Source organism: Nocardia otitidiscaviarum, from assembly GCF_007362295.1.
Taxonomy (GTDB): Bacteria; Actinomycetota; Actinomycetes; order Mycobacteriales; family Mycobacteriaceae; genus Nocardia; species Nocardia otitidiscaviarum.
The window spans coordinates 491,785-508,259 of record NZ_CP041695.1 but is presented as its reverse complement, the minus strand read 5'-3'; the positions used below and the strand labels follow the sequence as shown (position 1 = coordinate 508,259).

Annotated in this window: 16 protein-coding genes; 10 read left to right on the top strand and 6 right to left on the bottom strand. The window is 66.7% G+C overall.

Annotated elements, in window-relative coordinates; genetic code table 11:
* Positions 1-9: 9 nt before the first annotated feature.
* The 3 genes from FOH10_RS02095 to FOH10_RS02085 all read right to left on the bottom strand — a co-directional run bounded on the left by FOH10_RS02095 (position 10) and on the right by FOH10_RS02085 (position 1,710).
* A complete protein-coding gene (locus tag FOH10_RS02095; protein ID WP_143979412.1) occupies positions 10-552 on the bottom strand; it encodes a carboxymuconolactone decarboxylase family protein in 543 nt (180 codons plus the stop codon).
* Between the two features lie 222 nt (positions 553-774).
* Positions 775-1,224: a YdeI/OmpD-associated family protein gene (locus FOH10_RS02090; protein WP_143979411.1), complete on the bottom strand. Its 450-nt coding sequence runs from the start codon at positions 1,222-1,224 to the stop codon at positions 775-777.
* 75 nt (positions 1,225-1,299) lie between these two features.
* Positions 1,300-1,710 (bottom strand): VOC family protein, encoded by a 411-nt coding sequence (locus FOH10_RS02085; RefSeq protein ID WP_143979410.1) that lies wholly within the window; start codon positions 1,708-1,710, stop codon positions 1,300-1,302.
* A 155-nt stretch (positions 1,711-1,865) separates the two neighbouring features.
* On the opposite strand from FOH10_RS02085, the gene FOH10_RS02080 reads away from it, so the two are divergent.
* Positions 1,866-2,129, top strand: coding sequence for a hypothetical protein (locus FOH10_RS02080; protein WP_143979409.1), 264 nt, complete (start codon positions 1,866-1,868; stop codon positions 2,127-2,129).
* A gap of 240 nt (positions 2,130-2,369) precedes the next feature.
* Here the strand turns inward: FOH10_RS02080 and FOH10_RS02075 are convergent, their stop codons facing one another.
* Positions 2,370-2,843 carry a YybH family protein gene (locus tag FOH10_RS02075; RefSeq protein ID WP_143979408.1) on the bottom strand — a complete coding sequence of 158 codons (474 nt, stop codon included), beginning with the start codon at positions 2,841-2,843 and terminating at the stop codon, positions 2,370-2,372.
* Between the two features lie 52 nt (positions 2,844-2,895).
* Positions 2,896-3,462 (bottom strand): sigma factor-like helix-turn-helix DNA-binding protein, encoded by a 567-nt coding sequence (locus FOH10_RS02070; protein ID WP_244961528.1) that lies wholly within the window; start codon positions 3,460-3,462, stop codon positions 2,896-2,898.
* Between the two features lie 32 nt (positions 3,463-3,494).
* On the opposite strand from FOH10_RS02070, the gene FOH10_RS02065 reads away from it, so the two are divergent.
* From FOH10_RS02065 to FOH10_RS02030, 8 genes are all read left to right on the top strand, one after another.
* Complete coding sequence (locus FOH10_RS02065; protein WP_143979407.1) at positions 3,495-4,007, top strand: NADPH-dependent FMN reductase; 513 nt, start codon at positions 3,495-3,497, stop codon at positions 4,005-4,007.
* 336 nt (positions 4,008-4,343) lie between these two features.
* Entirely contained in the window at positions 4,344-5,906 is a 1,563-nt protein-coding gene (locus tag FOH10_RS02060; RefSeq protein ID WP_221937918.1) for a Na+/H+ antiporter NhaC family protein, read from the top strand.
* Between the two features lie 221 nt (positions 5,907-6,127).
* Positions 6,128-6,586 (top strand): DUF4231 domain-containing protein, encoded by a 459-nt coding sequence (locus FOH10_RS02055; protein WP_186000684.1) that lies wholly within the window; start codon positions 6,128-6,130, stop codon positions 6,584-6,586.
* A gap of 26 nt (positions 6,587-6,612) precedes the next feature.
* Entirely contained in the window at positions 6,613-10,857 is a 4,245-nt protein-coding gene (locus tag FOH10_RS02050) for an nSTAND1 domain-containing NTPase (RefSeq protein WP_143979404.1), read from the top strand.
* 142 nt (positions 10,858-10,999) lie between these two features.
* The gene (locus FOH10_RS02045) at positions 11,000-11,818 is read left to right on the top strand and encodes a CPBP family intramembrane glutamic endopeptidase (protein WP_228812487.1); all 819 of its coding nucleotides are present in this window, start codon (positions 11,000-11,002) and stop codon (positions 11,816-11,818) included.
* 537 nt (positions 11,819-12,355) lie between these two features.
* Positions 12,356-12,826 carry a hypothetical protein gene (locus FOH10_RS02040; protein ID WP_143979403.1) on the top strand — a complete coding sequence of 157 codons (471 nt, stop codon included), beginning with the start codon at positions 12,356-12,358 and terminating at the stop codon, positions 12,824-12,826.
* Between the two features lie 9 nt (positions 12,827-12,835).
* Positions 12,836-14,008: a helix-turn-helix domain-containing protein gene (locus FOH10_RS02035; RefSeq protein WP_143979402.1), complete on the top strand. Its 1,173-nt coding sequence runs from the start codon at positions 12,836-12,838 to the stop codon at positions 14,006-14,008.
* Positions 14,009-14,370: 362 nt separating this feature from the next.
* Entirely contained in the window at positions 14,371-14,580 is a 210-nt protein-coding gene (locus tag FOH10_RS02030) for a hypothetical protein (protein WP_143979401.1), read from the top strand.
* Between the two features lie 9 nt (positions 14,581-14,589).
* Here FOH10_RS02030 and FOH10_RS02025 read toward each other — a convergent pair whose 3' ends face one another.
* Complete coding sequence (locus tag FOH10_RS02025) at positions 14,590-14,847, bottom strand: VOC family protein (protein WP_221937917.1); 258 nt, start codon at positions 14,845-14,847, stop codon at positions 14,590-14,592.
* 921 nt (positions 14,848-15,768) lie between these two features.
* Between FOH10_RS02025 and FOH10_RS02020 the strand changes: the two genes are divergently transcribed.
* Positions 15,769-16,128, top strand: coding sequence for a hypothetical protein (locus tag FOH10_RS02020; RefSeq protein WP_143979400.1), 360 nt, complete (start codon positions 15,769-15,771; stop codon positions 16,126-16,128).
* Positions 16,129-16,475 lie beyond the last annotated feature (347 nt).

Sequence of the window (16,475 nt, the reverse complement as noted above, 5' to 3'; positions counted from 1 at the left end):
CCCGTCGATCTAGCTGTCGGCGCGCACCACCGGCCAGTCGATCTCGACGCCACCGGCCTTGTTGAAGTAGTTGGTGAACACGTTCAGCGCGACGTTGCCGAGCACCTCCGCGATCTCCTCGTCGCCGAGACCCGCCTCCCGCGCGGACTTCACATCGGCGTCCTCGATGCCGCCGCGCGTGCGCACCACGGCCGCCGCCAGCGTCAGTGCGGCCTGCGCGGTCGGATCGGTGCCCTGCCCGCGTCGCGCCCGCTCGGTATCGGACGCCTGCAGGCCCGCCAGGTTGGTGCCGATGTAGGTGTGCGCCGACAGGCAGTAGTCACACCCGTTCTCCTGCGCCACCAGCAGCGCGATCTGCTCCCGCACCGCGGCCGACAGCTTGCCGCCGCCCAGCGCGCCGGAGAAGCCCAGGTACGCCTGCAGCACGGCCGGGCTGTTCACCATCGCCTTGGTCATATTCGGGGTGACGCCGAGCGACTTCTGCACCGTGGCAAGCAGTTCCGCGGCGACGCCGGTGGCCTGTTCGGGCTGCACGAGGGGGAGACGAGACATGATTCTTCCTTTCGATGAGCGATCCCGGAAGCGCGAATCCCGTTGATTCGCTTCCGTTTTCGGACACTTCGAAAGGTACGGAGGAATCCGCCCCGCGCCGAGGGTCCGCGCCGCCACACAGCGGACGGTTCACGACCGATTCGAGGGACATTTCCCGACAGCATCGGACATCCGGAATCGGACAGGTCCGATTCCGCGCGGTCGACGCCGATCGGCCTCGGCTCAGTCGCCGTACAGTGCGGCGAGCACGGCTTCGATACGACGCTGCCGGGTGGGCGCGGTCTTCGCGTTCTCGACCGCGAGCGCGTGCTGCCGACGGCGGCTGTAGGAGAGCGCGTCGAACGCTTTGCGCAAGTTGGCTTTCCGCAACGCGGCGGCAAGTTCGTCGGGCACATCGACCTCGCGCGGCTGCTCGTCGAGGGTCAGCTCCATCTCGATCTCGTCGCCGAGTTCGATCCCGGCGGCGGCTCGATTGGCGGCGCTGAGCCCGATGAGAAGTTGCCCACGCATGGCGGCGACCCGACTGCGCCAGCTGTGCCCGTTGACGGTGATCAGCACGGGTGCCCGTCTACCCGCCCCGAAATCCTCGATGACCTGCTCCGGAACCTCCACTCCGGCCGCATTGCCGGAGGGGATCACGGTCGCCCGGAATCGCGCGTGTTTGTCCGCCATCACCACTGTCTATCACTCGCTGTGTTTGCGGTTCGGCGTCGACGCGCGCGGCGTCGACGCCGAAACGACGGTCCACTACTCGGCGTACGCCTGGTCCGCGCCCTGAGCGCTGAATCCGATGCTCCAGACATAGCCGTCCGGGTCCGCGAACGTCCCGCCGTAACCGCCCCACTCCGTCGCCGCGGCGGGCTTGAGAATCGTCCCACCGGCCTGCTCGGCCTCGTTCAGGATCTCGTCCACCCGAGCCTCACTGCGCACCACATAGGTGAACACCATCCCGCCGAACCCGCTGCCCTCCGGGCTCACCCCCATCTCCGCGGCCAGCCCGTCGCGCCCGTACAGCCCGATCAGCGTCCCCCCGTCGGCGGCGAAGAACACCGACACCCCGTAATCCCGCTCGACCTTCCACCCGAGCCCTTCATAGAACCGCTTCGACCGCTCCATATCAGCGACCCCCAGCAGCACCGAACTCATATTCGCCTTCATCCCTTGCCTCCTTGGTCCGTTCAGGCGGGTCATACACACATCAGCCACGCTATGGGCGCCCCGAAGGCCAGCGCTTCTCGATTCCTGACCGATTGCGCATCGAGGTCCGGCTACTCCCTGGTCGTCCGAATTCGCTCCCCGATTACTCTCGGTCCATGGAAGCCCTTCTGATATTCGGCGCACCAGCTGTGATGCTGGCCGCCTACTGGTGGGCATTTCGCAGAATTCGCCGCAAGCAGCGGCGAGGCGAATGGTCCAACGGTCCTCCGGGACCAACATACGGAGACTGGGCCCTCCCCGGCTTCGATCCCACCGAAAGCGCAACGGCGGAGAACCACATCGAACAGATCGACAAGGATCGACGTCCGCCACCTGCGCCGCACCGGCTCGACGACAACCGAAACAACCTGCCGGAGTGACTTCACCGAACCGAGCGCGTCAGCGCACTCCAGGTCGCGGCGATTTGGCTGAAGGACTCTTCGCGATACAGCCCGTGCACGCGGCCGACTCTCCCTGACACCGCGGCGCCGCACTGCGTTCGACCGGTGCGGCTAGAGGCTGTCGAGGAAGTCCCGGATCGGCAGTCCCGAATGGCACGCGTTTCCCTCCCAAGGGTTTTCGAGGGCCCCGGCCGGACACGACGGCACCGACAGGGCGCGTCAGGGCTCGAGGTCGACCACACCCCTGCCGCTCATGATGTCGAGCGGCACCGAGACCTGGTCGTGTGCGATCAACCAGGTGTTGTCGATCTTGCGCATCCCGAACGTCACTCGAACCCACATGCCGCTGGTTCGTGTTCCACTCCTCAGCACCCCGCTGAGACGACCGTACGCGTGCCCGAACGCCACCTCGCCGCCGACGGTGAAGGTCAGGTCGCGCAGCTCGTAGTCCACGGTCTCGAAGGCCAGGAATACCCGCGCCCAGTTCTCGAGTTTGGCCGCGATCCCGACGTGTCGCAGTGGCGGCTCGATGTCGAAGGACACGACATCGGGGGTGTACAGCCGCTTCAGGACGTCGAGATCCTTGGCTCGCAGCCCGTCGACCAATTTGCCGATGTGGCGGTGTATCTCGGCGTCGTCCGTCGTGTGTCCCGGGCGCGTTCGAAGGTCGCTGGGCGTGATCGGTTCTTCCATACTCCCTCCGACGACACAGGCGCCCGAAATGTGAGGCGGATATCGATTCAACTCACCCGGCGGTCCATGCCCGCAGCTTCTCCGGGTTCCGGACCACCCAGACCCGGGTGATCCGACCGTCGGCGATATCGAAGGCGTAGACCGAGATGATCGTGCCGTCGAGTCGCGCGACCAGGCCGGGTTGTCCGTTCACCACCCGCTCCGCCAGGGTGATCGCGGGGCCGCTGGTGGCGAGCTGCATCCAGGCGCGAGCGATCCGCTCGGCGCCGATGATCGGGTCGCGGAATGTCGGGGCCAGCCCGCCGCCGTCGGCCGTGGCGATCGCCCGCGGATCGAGCAGGCCGACCAAGGCGTCGATATCCTTTGCCTCCCAAGCCTGTTTGAACTCCCGGACCACCTCGGCACGGTCGGCACCCGGTGCGCTGCGGGAGCGGTCGACGCGGCGGCGCGCGCTGGAGGCGAGCTGCCGGCAGGCGGCCGGGGTGCGGCCGACGACCTCGGCGATCTCGGCGAAGGAGTAGCGGAAGACGTCGTGCAGGACGAACGCCACCCGCTCGGCGGGCGTCATCGAATCGAGCACGATGAGGAAGGCCATGCCGATCGACTCGTCGAGGGACACCCGATCACCGCCCCAACCGCAATGGCCCCCAGATCGCCCGGTGGGTACTCGATACGGCGTCACAGCGCACCGACGTCGAGGTCGAACTGATCGATCTGCGCGACCACCCGCTGCCGCATCTGGACGAACCGGTGGCGCCGATGTTCGGCCCATCGGTCCACCCGCACACCCGCGCGTGGGCGGAGCGAATCGCCCCGTTCGACGGCTACCTGATCGTGACACCGGAGTACAACGGCGGCATCCCCGGCGTCCTGAAGAACGCCATCGACCACCTGTTCACGGAGTGGACCAACAAGGCGGTCGGATTCGTCTCCTACGGCGCGGGCGGCGGCACCCGCGCCGTGGTGCAACTGCGGACGATCTGCGGCACCCTCGGCATGGCCGACGTGGGTTACCAGGTGGCGATCTCGGTGCTCACCGACTTCGAGAACTTCACCACCTTCACTCCCCGCGACCACCACACCGACGCCTTGCACAAGACACTCGACCAGCTCGTCGCGTGGAGCACCGCGCTCGCACCGCTGCGCGCGCTCGTCGGTTCATGAGGAAGCCGATCCTGGTCGATGCCCGCCCCGGCGCGGTGACCGGATAGACGCGTGAGATCCGCAACAGGTTTCCCATGTGCGGGAAGCGTGGGATAGAACCACCATCGCTACACCAAGTATCGTGCCACTAAGTGACGGCACATTAGATACGAGGAAGCTTTTCCGCCGCCGTCGCCAACCGGAACGCGGCCTCGCCGGGCACGGATACCACTGCGACACAACGTGTTCAGTGGACAGCGACCGTCTCCCAGCGGGAGTTCCGCCCTGGATCGCATCGGAAAGGTCGCCATGTCCACGGAATCCATAGATTCGATATCCGAGATCCGAGAAACGAGCGTGGACTCCGCTCGGCCCGGCGGACCGAGCGCCGACGCGGCGGAGGGGAAGGTCTCCCCCGCCCGGCGCATCGGCCGGTCACGCGGCCTCATCGGGGTGATCGCCATTGCGGTCGGTTTGATCGCCCTCGGATTCCTTTCTCCCGGAACGCTTCCCGGCGAGGGTGAGCATGTGGGCGCGTTCAGCCTGCTGCCTGCCCTGGTCACCTTGGTGGTGGTATTCGCCACCAAGAACGTGGTGGCGGCGCTGTTCCTCGGTGTCGTCACCGGCGGCGTCGTGAGCGCGGAGTACAACATCGTCGACGGGTTCATGCTCCCGTCGCTGGGCACCGTCTCGTTCGCGACCATCCTGCTGGTCTACCTGTGGGCACTGGGCGGGTTGATCGGCCTGTGGACGCGCACCGGCGGCGCGCAGGCATTCGCGGAGATGGCGGGCCGCACCCTGGTGCGCGGCCCCGTCAGCGCCCGGGTCTTCGGCTGGCTGGTGGGCGTGCTGTTCCATCAGGGCGGCACCATCTCGACCATCCTGGCCGGCACCACCGTGCGCCCGCTCACCGACAAGCACAAGGTGTCGAAGGAGGAGCTGACCTACATCGTCGACTCCACCGCCTCCCCGGTCGCGACCGTGCTCCCGTTCAACGCCTGGCCGCTCTACGTGGCCGGGCTGATCGTGGGGACCACCCCGCTGTTCACCACCGAGGATCAGGGCATCGCGTTCTTCATCAGCTCGATCCCGTACAACTTCTATGCGATCTTCGCGCTGCTGGCGACCCTGCTGTTCGCCTGGGGAAAGCTGCCGTGGGTCGGTGGTGCGATGAAGAAGGCCATCCACCGCGCCCGCACCACCGGACAGCTCAACTCCCCGACCGCCAAGCCGATCACCTCCGACGAGCTGGTCACCATGAAGCTGCCCAAGGACTACTCGCCGGGTCTCGCCGACTTCGCCGTTCCGATGGGCGTCCTGCTCACCGTGGTAGTCGGCTCCTATGCCATCACCGGGAAGGTGCTCATCGCGCAGGGGTTCGGCCTGGCTGTGATCACCGCGATCGTGCTGGCGCTGGTCAAGGGCCTCCCGCTCGGCGAGGCCATCGAAGGCTTCGTCGACGGCTGTAAGGGCGTGACCGTCGGCGCGCTGATCCTGGCCTTGGCGGTGACACTCGGCTATGTATCCAAACAGCTCGGCACCGCGAACTACATCGTCGAGACCACCTCGAACTGGGTGGTGGACCCGCTGCTGCCCGCCATCCTGATGGTCATCTGCATGGTGGTGGCGTTCTCCATCGGATCGTCGTGGGGCACCTTCGCGGTCGTCTTCCCGCTCGCGATGCCGCTCGCCTACGCCATCGACCCGAATCCGATCTACCTGCACCTGTGCTTCGGTGCCGTCGTCGGCGGCGCGGTATTCGGCGACCAGGCCTCCCCGATCTCGGACACGACGATCCTGTCCGCCCTCGCCTGCGGTGGCGACGTCATGGATCATGTGCGAACTCAACTCCCGCTCGCCTTCGCCGCCGCATCCCTCGCCGCGGCGACCTCGACCACCCTGGCGTTGGTGGTGCTGTAAGGGGGTTGTCGCACAGACGGATTCGTGTCCTACGGTGCGGGTGGTGACACCCGCACCGTAGCTGCGGCTCGAGCCGGATCGGATCACCGATCCAGGAGATGACAATGCCCGGTCGGCAGACGAATATCACGAATACTTAACGGCCGCTGGGTAGTTGATATACGGGCCTTTCACCATCATCGACGCAAAGTCACTCGCAGACCTGTGCTATGAGTTGTGCTGTGGTGGAGGCGAATAAGACGCACGTGGTGGGGGCACCCGGTAATGACGATCCGATATGGGCGCGACTGACCGATCAGCTCACCTGGTATCGAGTCCACGCCAGACGAGCGAAGCGGCTCTACACGACGGTGAAAGTGGTGCAGTTGCTGGTCGGTGCCACCGTGCCGGTCGTCGCCCTCATCTCCGCACCGGCGCTGTTGACCGCGAGCCTCGCGGCCGTCGTGGTCGTCGCGGAGGGGGCCGAGCAGCTGTTCCAGTGGCATTCGAACTGGCTGCGATACCGCTCCACCGCGGAATCACTCAAGCAGCAGCGGTATTTGTATCTCGCCGGCGCGGGCCCGTACGGTGCCGACGATCGCCGGCAAGCGCTGGCCGAGCGGGTGGAACGCATTGTCTCCCAGGAGACCAGCGCTTGGCTCACCGATGCCGAGCGTAGCGAGCAGGCGTCGCGGCAGTAGCGGCGGCGAGGGGAGGGGGCAGATCGGTGACGCGAATATTCCTCAGTCATTCGAGCAAGGACAATGCCGAGGCGATCGCCCTGCGGCAGTGGCTGATCGAACAGGATCCGAGCCTGGCCGAGGACATCTTCCTCGATCTGACTCGAGAGACCGGTATCCCGGCGGGGGTTCGCTGGAAGGACGCCCTGGTCCGCGCCAATGAACGCTGTGAAGCCGTCATCTGCCTACTGTCGGCCGACTGGCTGGCCTCGCGGGAATGCGCGGTGGAGTATCGCACCGCCGAGAATCTCGGTAAGCGCATATTCAGCGCCCGGCTGGAGCCGCTGACCGACACCGACATCACCCGTGAATGGCAGCGGTGCGACCTCTTCGGTGACGGCCCGCGGACCGAGATCGCGGTGGCCGGCCACTCCCCCGTCACCTTCCGCACCGAGGGCCTGCACCGCCTGCTGGACGGCTTGCGCACGGCGGGGCTGGGCGCACAACACTTTCCGTGGCCGCCGTCGAACGACCCCCAACGCTCGCCCTACCGTGGCTGGCAGCCCTTCGAAGCGGTCGACGCCGCGGTGTACTTCGGTCGTGACGTTCAGATCGTGCGCGCGATGGACATGCTGCGCGGCATGCGCGCCGGTGCGCGACCTTCGGTGTTCGCGATCCTGGGTCCTTCGGGCACGGGGAAGTCCTCGTTTCTGCGCGCGGGCCTGCTCCCGCGACTGGCCCGCGACGACCGCCGGTTCGCAGTGCTCGATATCGTCCGTCCGGAGCGGGCCGCGCTCACCGGCGCTCGGGGTCTGGCGGCCGCGATCCATGGCACGCGCACTCGGCTCGGGCTGTCCGGCCCGTCGCTCGGCGACATCAAATCCGCACTGCCGCACCGCGTCGACCTGGTCCGGCAGTGGCTGCGGGAGATCACGCGCGCCGCTCACGACCGATTGATCGACCCCGCCGCGGCCCAACCCACCCCGGTGCTGCCCATCGACCAAGCCGAGGAACTGTTCGGTGCCGACGCCGGGGTCGAAGGCGGACAGCTCCTGGACATACTCGCCCGTGTTCTCACCGACTCCGACCCCGCACCCCTGCTGGTCGCGCTGACCGTCCGCACCGATCGCTACGAGTTGTTCCAAACGGCACCGCAATTCGCCGATATCGACACGCTCGTCTTCGATCATCTGAAACCGCTGCCTCGCACCCGCTTTCGCGAGGTGATCACGGGCCCCGCGGCCCGCGCCACCGCTGCCGGCCACCGTCTCGAGATCGAGCCCGCTCTGCTCGACCAACTCCTCGTCGACTGCACCGACGGCGCCGACACGTTGCCGCTGCTAGCGCTCACCCTGTCCCGGCTGTACCAGGACTACGGCGACGACGGCATGCTGACCCTGGACGAGTACGTCGCGATGGGCGCGATGAATCGTGTGGTGCGCACGGAGATCGACAATCAACTGTCCGGCGACCCCACCGAACGCCGCACGCAACTGAAGCTGCTGCGCAGCGCGTTCATTCCATGGCTCGCGACCATCAACCCCGAGAACGACCAGCCGCTGCGCCGCATCGCCCGCTGGAGCGATCTGCCCGCCGACAGCCGACCTCTCGTCGATCTGCTGGTCGAGGCCCGCCTGCTGGTGAAGGACCATCGCAACGGCGAGACCGTGGTCGAAGTGGCGACGGAAAGCCTGCTGCGCCAATGGGATGAACTCGCCGGATGGTTGCGCCACCGGGCGGAGGAACTCAAAGACGCTGACGCACTGGAACAGTCGGCGCGCTCCTGGGAGCGCAACGAGCACGACGAGGCCTGGCTGCTCGAAGGCACCAGACTCGTCGAAGCCGAATCACTGGTGACCGAGCCCGGCTTTCGAGAGCGGCTGGAACCGGTTCGCGCCTATATCACCGCGTCTCGGGCGCGGGAGAACGAACGCGCCGAGGCCGAGAAGCGCCGGCAGCACAAAGAACTGCATGTCGCCAAGGAACGCCAGCAGGCGGCGGAAGCGCTCGCGGCGGCGGCGGCGCGTGCCGAGCTGAAGGCGCAGGAACACGCCGCCGCCATCCGGACACAGTCACGCGGACTGCTGGTGCTGGCGGCGGTTTCACTGGTGATCACCCTGGTCGCGGTGGTCGGCTTCGTGCAGGCGCGCGAGGCGAGAAACGATGTGCGGGAGCGCGCCCGGGAAGGTCTCGCGCTGCAGCTCATCGCGGAGAGCAAGGCCATGGCCAGCGGCCTGCAAGGCGGTGGATCCGTACTCGCGATGCAACTGACCCTTGCCGCACTCGAGCTCTCGGAGAACGAGCGCGTCCGTACCGCCGCGGTCGATCTGCTGTACGCGAACCCGGATCTTCGATGGGTGAACGAACTGGAGCCGATCCACACCGTGGGATTCAGCCCCGACGGCACCCGTGTCCGGGCGGGCACCACCGGCGGCGCGGTCCACAGCTTCGACGCACGAACCGGTCGCGACGCCGGTGCGCCGACGGTCGACGCACAGCTCCTGACGCGCGCCCTCAGCCCCGACGGCAGCCGGGTCGCGGTGTGGGACAATGGGTTTCGAGTGCTCGACATTCGTACGGGACAGACCCTGTATCGAGCCCCGGACGGCGAGGGATGGGTCCCGGCCGCCACCTTCAGCCCGGACGGCCGACGCATCGCCTACGCCGACCAGAACCGGACGATTCAGGTGGTGGATATCGAAACAGGCGTCGTGGTGGCCGAACCTCCGACGGATTCGCACCCTGCGCTGTCCGCCCTGGCGTTCAGCCCGGACGGCCGCCTACTTGCCGTCGTGGGCGGCACGGCGTACGTGTGGGAGATCGATTCCGGCGAGGTGATCACCGGAGCGCTCGTCGAGGACTTCACCGCCGTGGCGTTCGCTCCTGACGGACGACGAATCGCCACCGGCGATCAGGATGGTTCGGTTCGGGTGTGGGATATCACCGAGGATGAACTGACCGGTACGGGGATCCACGGCCATACCGGCCGTGTCGATGCCCTCGCGTTCGGTCCGGACGGGACGATGCTGGCATCCGGCGACGAGGACGGGACGGTTCGCGCATGGCAGATCGTCCCGAGCGATGACGGACGATCGAGCGTGATCTACAAGGCCGCGGGTCCGCTGACCGGTCATGTCGGCCCGGTGCAGGCGGTCGGGTTCAGTCCTGACGGCCGCGGCATCGTATCCGGTGGCAGCGACGGAACGGTCCGCGTCTGGGAGCCACCGCTGGGTCGGTTCCGGATCGACGACCCCGGCTTTCTCGAACGCTATATCCAGGCAGTGGCTTTCAGCCCGGACGGGTCACGTATGACCGCGGCTTATGCGAGTGGGGCGGTGCGTGTGTGGGATGTGCGCAACGGCCATGCCGCGAGCACACCCTTGGACACGCGAGTCGACGTCCCCGATGAGCTTCAGGGCTCGATAACCGTGACACTCGATGCCGACGGCAGTCGAATGGCTATGGTGCCCGAGGACGGGGCCGTGTACATCTGGAACGTCGACACGGGAACCCTGATCGCGGGGCCGGTGCGAGTGCCCGGAGACCGGCTGCGAGCTGTCGCATTCGATTCCGCCGACCGGCTGGTGGCCACGGTCGAGACGGGGAATGCGGTCCAGGTTGTCGCGGTCGAGTCAGGCCAGGTGATCGGCGATCCGATGACCGAACGCGCCCGTGATTTCACCACAACGTATCTGAGTCCGGGTGGCAGTTGGCTCGCCACCGCCGACAGCGACGGTCGCGTCCGAATCTGGGATGTCGAGAGCGGTCGCAGTCGGGGACGGCCGATCACGCCGGAGCCGCGACTGGGCACGCTCGCCGTGAGCGCGGACGGTGAGCGCGTTGCCACCGGTGGGAGCGACGGCCGGGTGTGGATCTGGCAGGTGGAGACCGGTGAGACCATTGCCGGACCGATGTCCGGCCACCTCGGCACCGTCGTGAACGCCGCATTCAGCCCGGATGGCAAGTGGCTGGTCACGGTCGGCCAAGACGGAACCACTCGGCTGTGGGACGCTGCCACGGGAAGCGCCCGGGGCAGTTCCAGGGGTATCTCCCAATTCGGCCTGGATTCTCTGTCGAGCGTCCTGACCTTCCATCCGGAAGGCAAGACCTTCGTGACCTCCGATATCGAGGGGGTCGTCCGCGAATGGCCGATATTCGAATCCGTGACGACGGAACTCTGCGGCAGGCTTACCGCGAACATGAGCCGGAAGACCTGGCGCGAATGGGTTTCCGCGGACATCGAATACCGCCGGCTCTGCCCCGCCCTCCCCATCGCTCCGGACGGCCCCTGACCCTGCACGGCCCGGCGTTCCGTATCAGCCCTTCGGAACCGAGCACCCATGTCCGCAGGCGTGTCAGGGCGGTGTCAGGGCCGTGTCAGCCGCGTTGGCGACGGTGTTGCTGTTGCGCACCACGTCATCGAAAGGAAAGTCATTGCCCACCACCGCTTCTTCGAACTCGGCCGATTCGACCTGGAACGGTATGGTGCCGGTGGCACTGGCCGAGCGCCTGCTCAGTGACCGTCATTCCCTACCGCTGTCCGTACTGCTGCACCTCGTCCCCGGTGCCGCGATCGTCGCCGCCTATCTGCTGATCGGCAGGCCGTTCACCGAGGCCATCGGCTATCCCGGCTTCCTGGGCTGGGCGATCGCCCTGTGCCTGATTCTGATCCCGATCCTGGCCGGGCTGCTGTGGCTCGGACGCATCCGCAACGGCCACGTCTCGCTGCGCGGCGTACTGCACTACCTGGATAGGCCGCTCCCACGCGGGAGACTCGTCGCCATGGTCATCCCCCTGATCGTGTGGATGATGGCGCTGAGCTTCGCGCTGGCACCGGTGAACGCCTACTTCAAACCCTTCTTCACTTGGCTGCCGTACGTGGATGCCGCCGAGCGCGGGGGTATCACCTATCTCGACGGCTACCCGCACTCGATAACCCTCATCACCATGGTGATCTGCCTACCGCTCACGGGGATCGCCCTTCCGCTCATCGAGGAGCTGTACTTCCGCGGTTTCCTGCTGCCCCGCATCGCCCACCTGGGCCGGTCGGCGCCGGTGGTCAACACATTCCTGTTCTCGCTGTACCACTTCTGGACGCCGTGGGTGCTGCTGTCCCGGGTGATCTTCACCCTGCCCGGATACTGGTGTGCCTGGCGGTACAACGACATCCGGCTGTCGATCGGCATGCACGTGGGTGCCACCTCGATCCTGGCGACACTCGGCACCCTCGCCATCGCGCTGAACCTCATGTGAGGAGTTCGACGGGCCGGGGTCGGGCGCCGCCACGGAGTTGATCGTGTCGCCGCCCCAACTCAGATCCGACTCCTCGGCGATCTCGTAAGCCTCGAAACGACTGTCGGCCAACACCGCATCGATCAGCGCCCGTGAGCCGGCGACGATCGTGGAGTCGAAGTCGATCTCGCTGGCCACGACCCACGCGTGGTCGGCGGGCCAGAGCAGCTGGGGCATCACCCCGGGAAAGTCGGTCGTCCATCCCAGGCCCGTCGCATACACCCAGCCGGGATCCGCGAGCTCGGCAAGACCAGTGTCGAACAGTAAGAAGTCACGTCCCGGCCAGCGTAGGAAAGGCCCCGACTCGACCGCCTGTCGAACCTCCGGCGCGACGGACACAGCCAATTCGGCGTCGATTCGATCGCGCTCACCCTCGACGTCCCGCGGATCGCCGTCGGTGGCCGCGACGAACACCGCATCGGCGGATGTATTCAGCTCACCGAATCCGTTCCACACCCCAGCCGTCACCTGTTCGGGTGTCTCGGTGGCCGCACGCAGGTGAACGCAGAGCGCGGCCAACAGCTTCGGATCGAACCACCCCTCGACGGTCTGGCCGACCTCCCAACCGTCGTCGAACGACATCGCCGCCTCGTCCTCATCATCGGTGAGTCTGCGCCACTGCACCAGCGGATGCATCACTCTCCCATTGCGCGCGGCGACCTCGGCCCACGGCCACATCGCCTCCGCCACGATCGCGGGATTGCCCCACTCGTCGGTGACCGTGACATCGCGGCGGATCGCCTCGACCGGATGCAGAATCCGCGCATACGCCTCGAATCCGGTACCGGCCACACTGCCGACCCCGTGCTCGCCGACCCGCCCGAGCAGCCACCCACCACGCTCGACATCCGTTGTGAACCACACCCGGTCAGCCTAGTGAGCGCGGCTCGCGGACAGTCCGGCTTCAAGTCGGCTCCGGTCGCCGGCGTGACGTCGGAAGCCGTGCACGAACAACGCGACCAGTCGTAGCGTGGTGGCATGAGTGTGGTGGCAGGCATCGGCGCGCGCCTGCAATCAATTCGACGGCGGCGCGGGCTCACGCAGAAGGAGTTGGCCCAGGCTGCGGGCGTCTCGGTGTCATGGGTCCGCAAGATCGAGCAGGGTGAACGCGAAGACGTCCGTATCGACAGCCTGCGCCGATTCGCGGTCGCGCTCGAATGCCCCCTGACCGCACTACTCGGGCCGAACCCCAGTCCGCCCGAAGGGGGCGGCGAGGGGAACGCATTGTGGTTACCGACACGTGACGCCATCGCTGCGCCGGTGCCAGCAACAGAGCCGGACCCGGTAGCTAGCCGGAGCCTCGGCGAATCGCTGGCGGCGGCGGTGACGCTGTACCACAACAATGAATACGAGACGCTGGCTCGAATGCTGCCGCGCCTGATCGAGGACAGCAAGACAGCGACGCCGCTGATGCGGTCACGGGTGCTGCAACTGGCCGGCTCGGTGATGGTGCAGACCCGCCAGCTGAAGACCGCGCGCACCGCCCTGGAACAAGCCCTGGCGGATGCCGAGGCTACCGGCAACGTCCTGGACGCGGCATCGGCGATCATCACGCTGTGCTGGCTGCTGTTGGTGGAGAGGCGATTCGAGCAAGTGCGCGAGCTGGCAGTGGCGTGGGCCGACCGGGTAGAGCCGCGCCTATCGGTAGCGAGCACGCAGGAGATATCGACGTGGGGGTGGTTGCTGCTGCGTGGCTCCGCAGCCGCGATCCGCGATAACCGGGCGGACGAGGCAGACGAGATGATGCGCCTCGCGCAGGCCGCTGCGGTTGCCGTACGCCCGAAAGCAATTGGATACCACCAGTATTGGACGACATTCGACCCCGCCACGGTCGCTATGAAGCGAGTCGAGAACGCCGTTGTCGATGATCGCCCGGACCTTGCCCTGCGACTCGCGAGAGACGTTCCCACCAGCCTGCGGCCGACGTCGGACAACCGCAATCGCCACCTGCTCGACGTCGTAGCGGCGCACGTCGAACTGCGCCGCTACGACGCGGGTTTCGAGATCCTTCAACGGCTGTCGCAGGAAGCACGGCCATGGCTCGTCGAACAGCGCATGGCGAAGGATCTGCTCGGACGCATCATCGGGCGTCGCCGGACCCTCACCGCAGATATGCGCGAGCTGTCCGACCTGATGCGACTGGAGTACTGACGGCCACAGTGCTCTCTGCACCGCGCCTGGTGGCACTTCCCGAACTCCCCTCCCGAGAGTGCCATTGTTGGCACTTCCGCCGACTGTGAGGCTCGAAGGTAGGCAGCGTCGCCGGGTGAACCCGTAGCCATCCCCGGCGCCGTCGCCTCCCAAACACCCGCTCACCGGAGGGAAACGACGGTGCGATTCGACTGCCTCAGCCACCACAACCGCGAATGGGGGCGGCAGCACCCAGGCCTCGCCATGCAGGTACATATCAACTGCCACCTCGACACCTGCCACACCAAGGCCGCGGCATGGTCGGCCCTGGTCGACGCCGGGAAGGTCGTCCCCGATTCGAACCGGCCCGTCAGGACTGAGCCATGACCGCCCGCGACGGCGGCCACCTCTCCTACCTGCACCGCGACGATGGCATCTGGCCGGTCGGCGAAGACGGTTGGCCGATCACCGCCGAACAGCTGGCCGAGCCGGATTGCGATATGCGCGGGGCGCTCAGCCTGCTGGGCCACAATGGCGAGATCATCGACGTGGAGCCGGAATCCGTCGAAGACGTCGAGCCGGACGCTCCATGACGTCCCTTCTTAGTCGACAATCTCGGACTGCGGCGCGATCCCGGCAGGCCACGACTGGGCAGGACCCAGTAGATCCCACCGGTTGCCGGCAATGTCCACGAAGACCGCGACCCGGCCATACGGCTCGGACCGCGGTTGTGTCACGAATTCGACGCCCGCTGCGAGCAGCCGAGCATATTCCGACTGAAAGTCATCGACCCGCAGGAAGAACCCCACGCGACCAGCAACCTGACCGCCGACCACGATCGCCACCAGCTCCAGATGCACCCATCTGAGCATAGGCACGCGTCCGGTGCGGCCAACCGCAGTTCAGCGGTGCTTATTGCCCTTCTTCTCGAAACCCTCGATTGCGGGCTGCGGGTTGGCGGATTTGGCCTTCTTCTCCGCTCGTTTCTCCTTCAGGGTCTTGCCCTGAGCCTTGGACATTTTGCTACGCGGAGATTTATCGGACAACTGGTTGGTCCTCTGTTCGGAAAGCCTCGATGGCCTCGTTGCCTCGACCCTACGCCACCACGGCAGGTCCCAGTTCCGTATCGGGGCAGGCGGCTCGCGATCGATCAGCGGCGCTACCGAGGGGCAGCTTCCAGTGCGGGATCGCCATGCTCCGGCTGGCCGGAGCGCAGTCTGGCGTGAACGCACCCACGCGCAACGGCCGGTCGACTCCGACTGATCAACCACTGTCGGTGCGGGCGGTCCGAGCAGATTCCACCCGCTTCCCGCGATGTCGAGGAAGACAGCAACCTGCCCGCTGGCTCGCTGCCACCTACGCCGGTGTTCTGGCCACGGCCCCCATGTGTGGTCGGTCAGCCAGAGCAGCTGAAGCGTCACCCCCGGGGATCGGATGCCCAGCCCAAGCCCGCCGCATACACCCAGCCGGGGTCGGCGAGACCGGTGTCGAACAGCAGGAGTTCACGCCCTCCCGCCCATTGCGCGCCGCGGCCTCGCCCCACGGCCAGCACGATCCTGGTAGGTCACGACTGCCGTCCGCGGAGCCCGCGCATCCTGACGACCTTCGGCTCTGCCGCCCTCGGGATCGGTTGATGCATCGTAAAGGCAGGCGACTGAAAGGAATTCGACGATGCTATCGCTGTCGAGACGCACCGAGACCGGCACATACGCAGTGCGGCACACCGACCGCGGCCACCACGAACCAGCAGACTGCTCGGATCGTCGGTTGCTCTGCTCGGCGTGGCGGCCTCCGTCCTGGTGACCGCGCCGGATGCCGCCGCGCGGGTGACCGGCCTACACGCCTCACCCGGGCTCAGCTGGGGGCCGACCCAGCAGTACGGCACCAATTGCACCTACACACTGACCGCGACCGTCGACGACGCCGCCCCGGTGTCGTTCTACGACTTCGACCCCTCGACAGTCTTCTCACCGAGCAACTACATCCAGCCGGTCGACGGTGTGGCGACCGTGCAGTGGACCCCGACGAACCCCGGCTGGCACCGGATCGTCGCCTACCAAACCTCCGAGGGCGGTCCCGCAATCAATCTCGAGGTCGGCACCGGCATCAACACCGGCTCCGCCTGCCTCGTCTTGCCGTAGCGAGCAGACGCGGGCCCTCATCCGATCGAACGAAGGTCACCCGATCAGAGCAGCGGCCACTTACACCCCGCATCGATGCACTTCGACGGGGGAATCGCCAGGTCGTGCCGCCGACTGATCCTTCCGATGGGCGATCACTCACCAGAAAATCTTCAGTGGCCACTCTAGACATTCCATATGCTGTTGGGTAATTTCACTGTTGTCAAAATGAGAGATCGAGTGACTGGGCAGGTGAACTGCCTGGTATGCGGTACCCCGCCCCGCCGCCGCAGGCGAGCATCCGGCTGGCCCACTGGCTGCTGGACCGCCGCCGGCGGGGCGGGCACAGCAAGAAGGCTCGCAGACAA

Coding starts and splice junctions, on each gene's coding strand:
- FOH10_RS02090 (WP_143979411.1), bottom strand. CDS start 1,224: ATGGCGGACAAACACGCGCGATTCCGGGCGACCGTGATCCCCTCCGGC.
- FOH10_RS02095 (WP_143979412.1), bottom strand. CDS start 552: ATGTCTCGTCTCCCCCTCGTGCAGCCCGAACAGGCCACCGGCGTCGCC.
- FOH10_RS02080 (WP_143979409.1), top strand. CDS start 1,866: ATGGAAGCCCTTCTGATATTCGGCGCACCAGCTGTGATGCTGGCCGCC.
- FOH10_RS02085 (WP_143979410.1), bottom strand. CDS start 1,710: ATGAAGGCGAATATGAGTTCGGTGCTGCTGGGGGTCGCTGATATGGAG.
- FOH10_RS02030 (WP_143979401.1), top strand. CDS start 14,371: ATGACCGCCCGCGACGGCGGCCACCTCTCCTACCTGCACCGCGACGAT.
- FOH10_RS02035 (WP_143979402.1), top strand. CDS start 12,836: ATGAGTGTGGTGGCAGGCATCGGCGCGCGCCTGCAATCAATTCGACGG.
- FOH10_RS02075 (WP_143979408.1), bottom strand. CDS start 2,843: ATGGAAGAACCGATCACGCCCAGCGACCTTCGAACGCGCCCGGGACAC.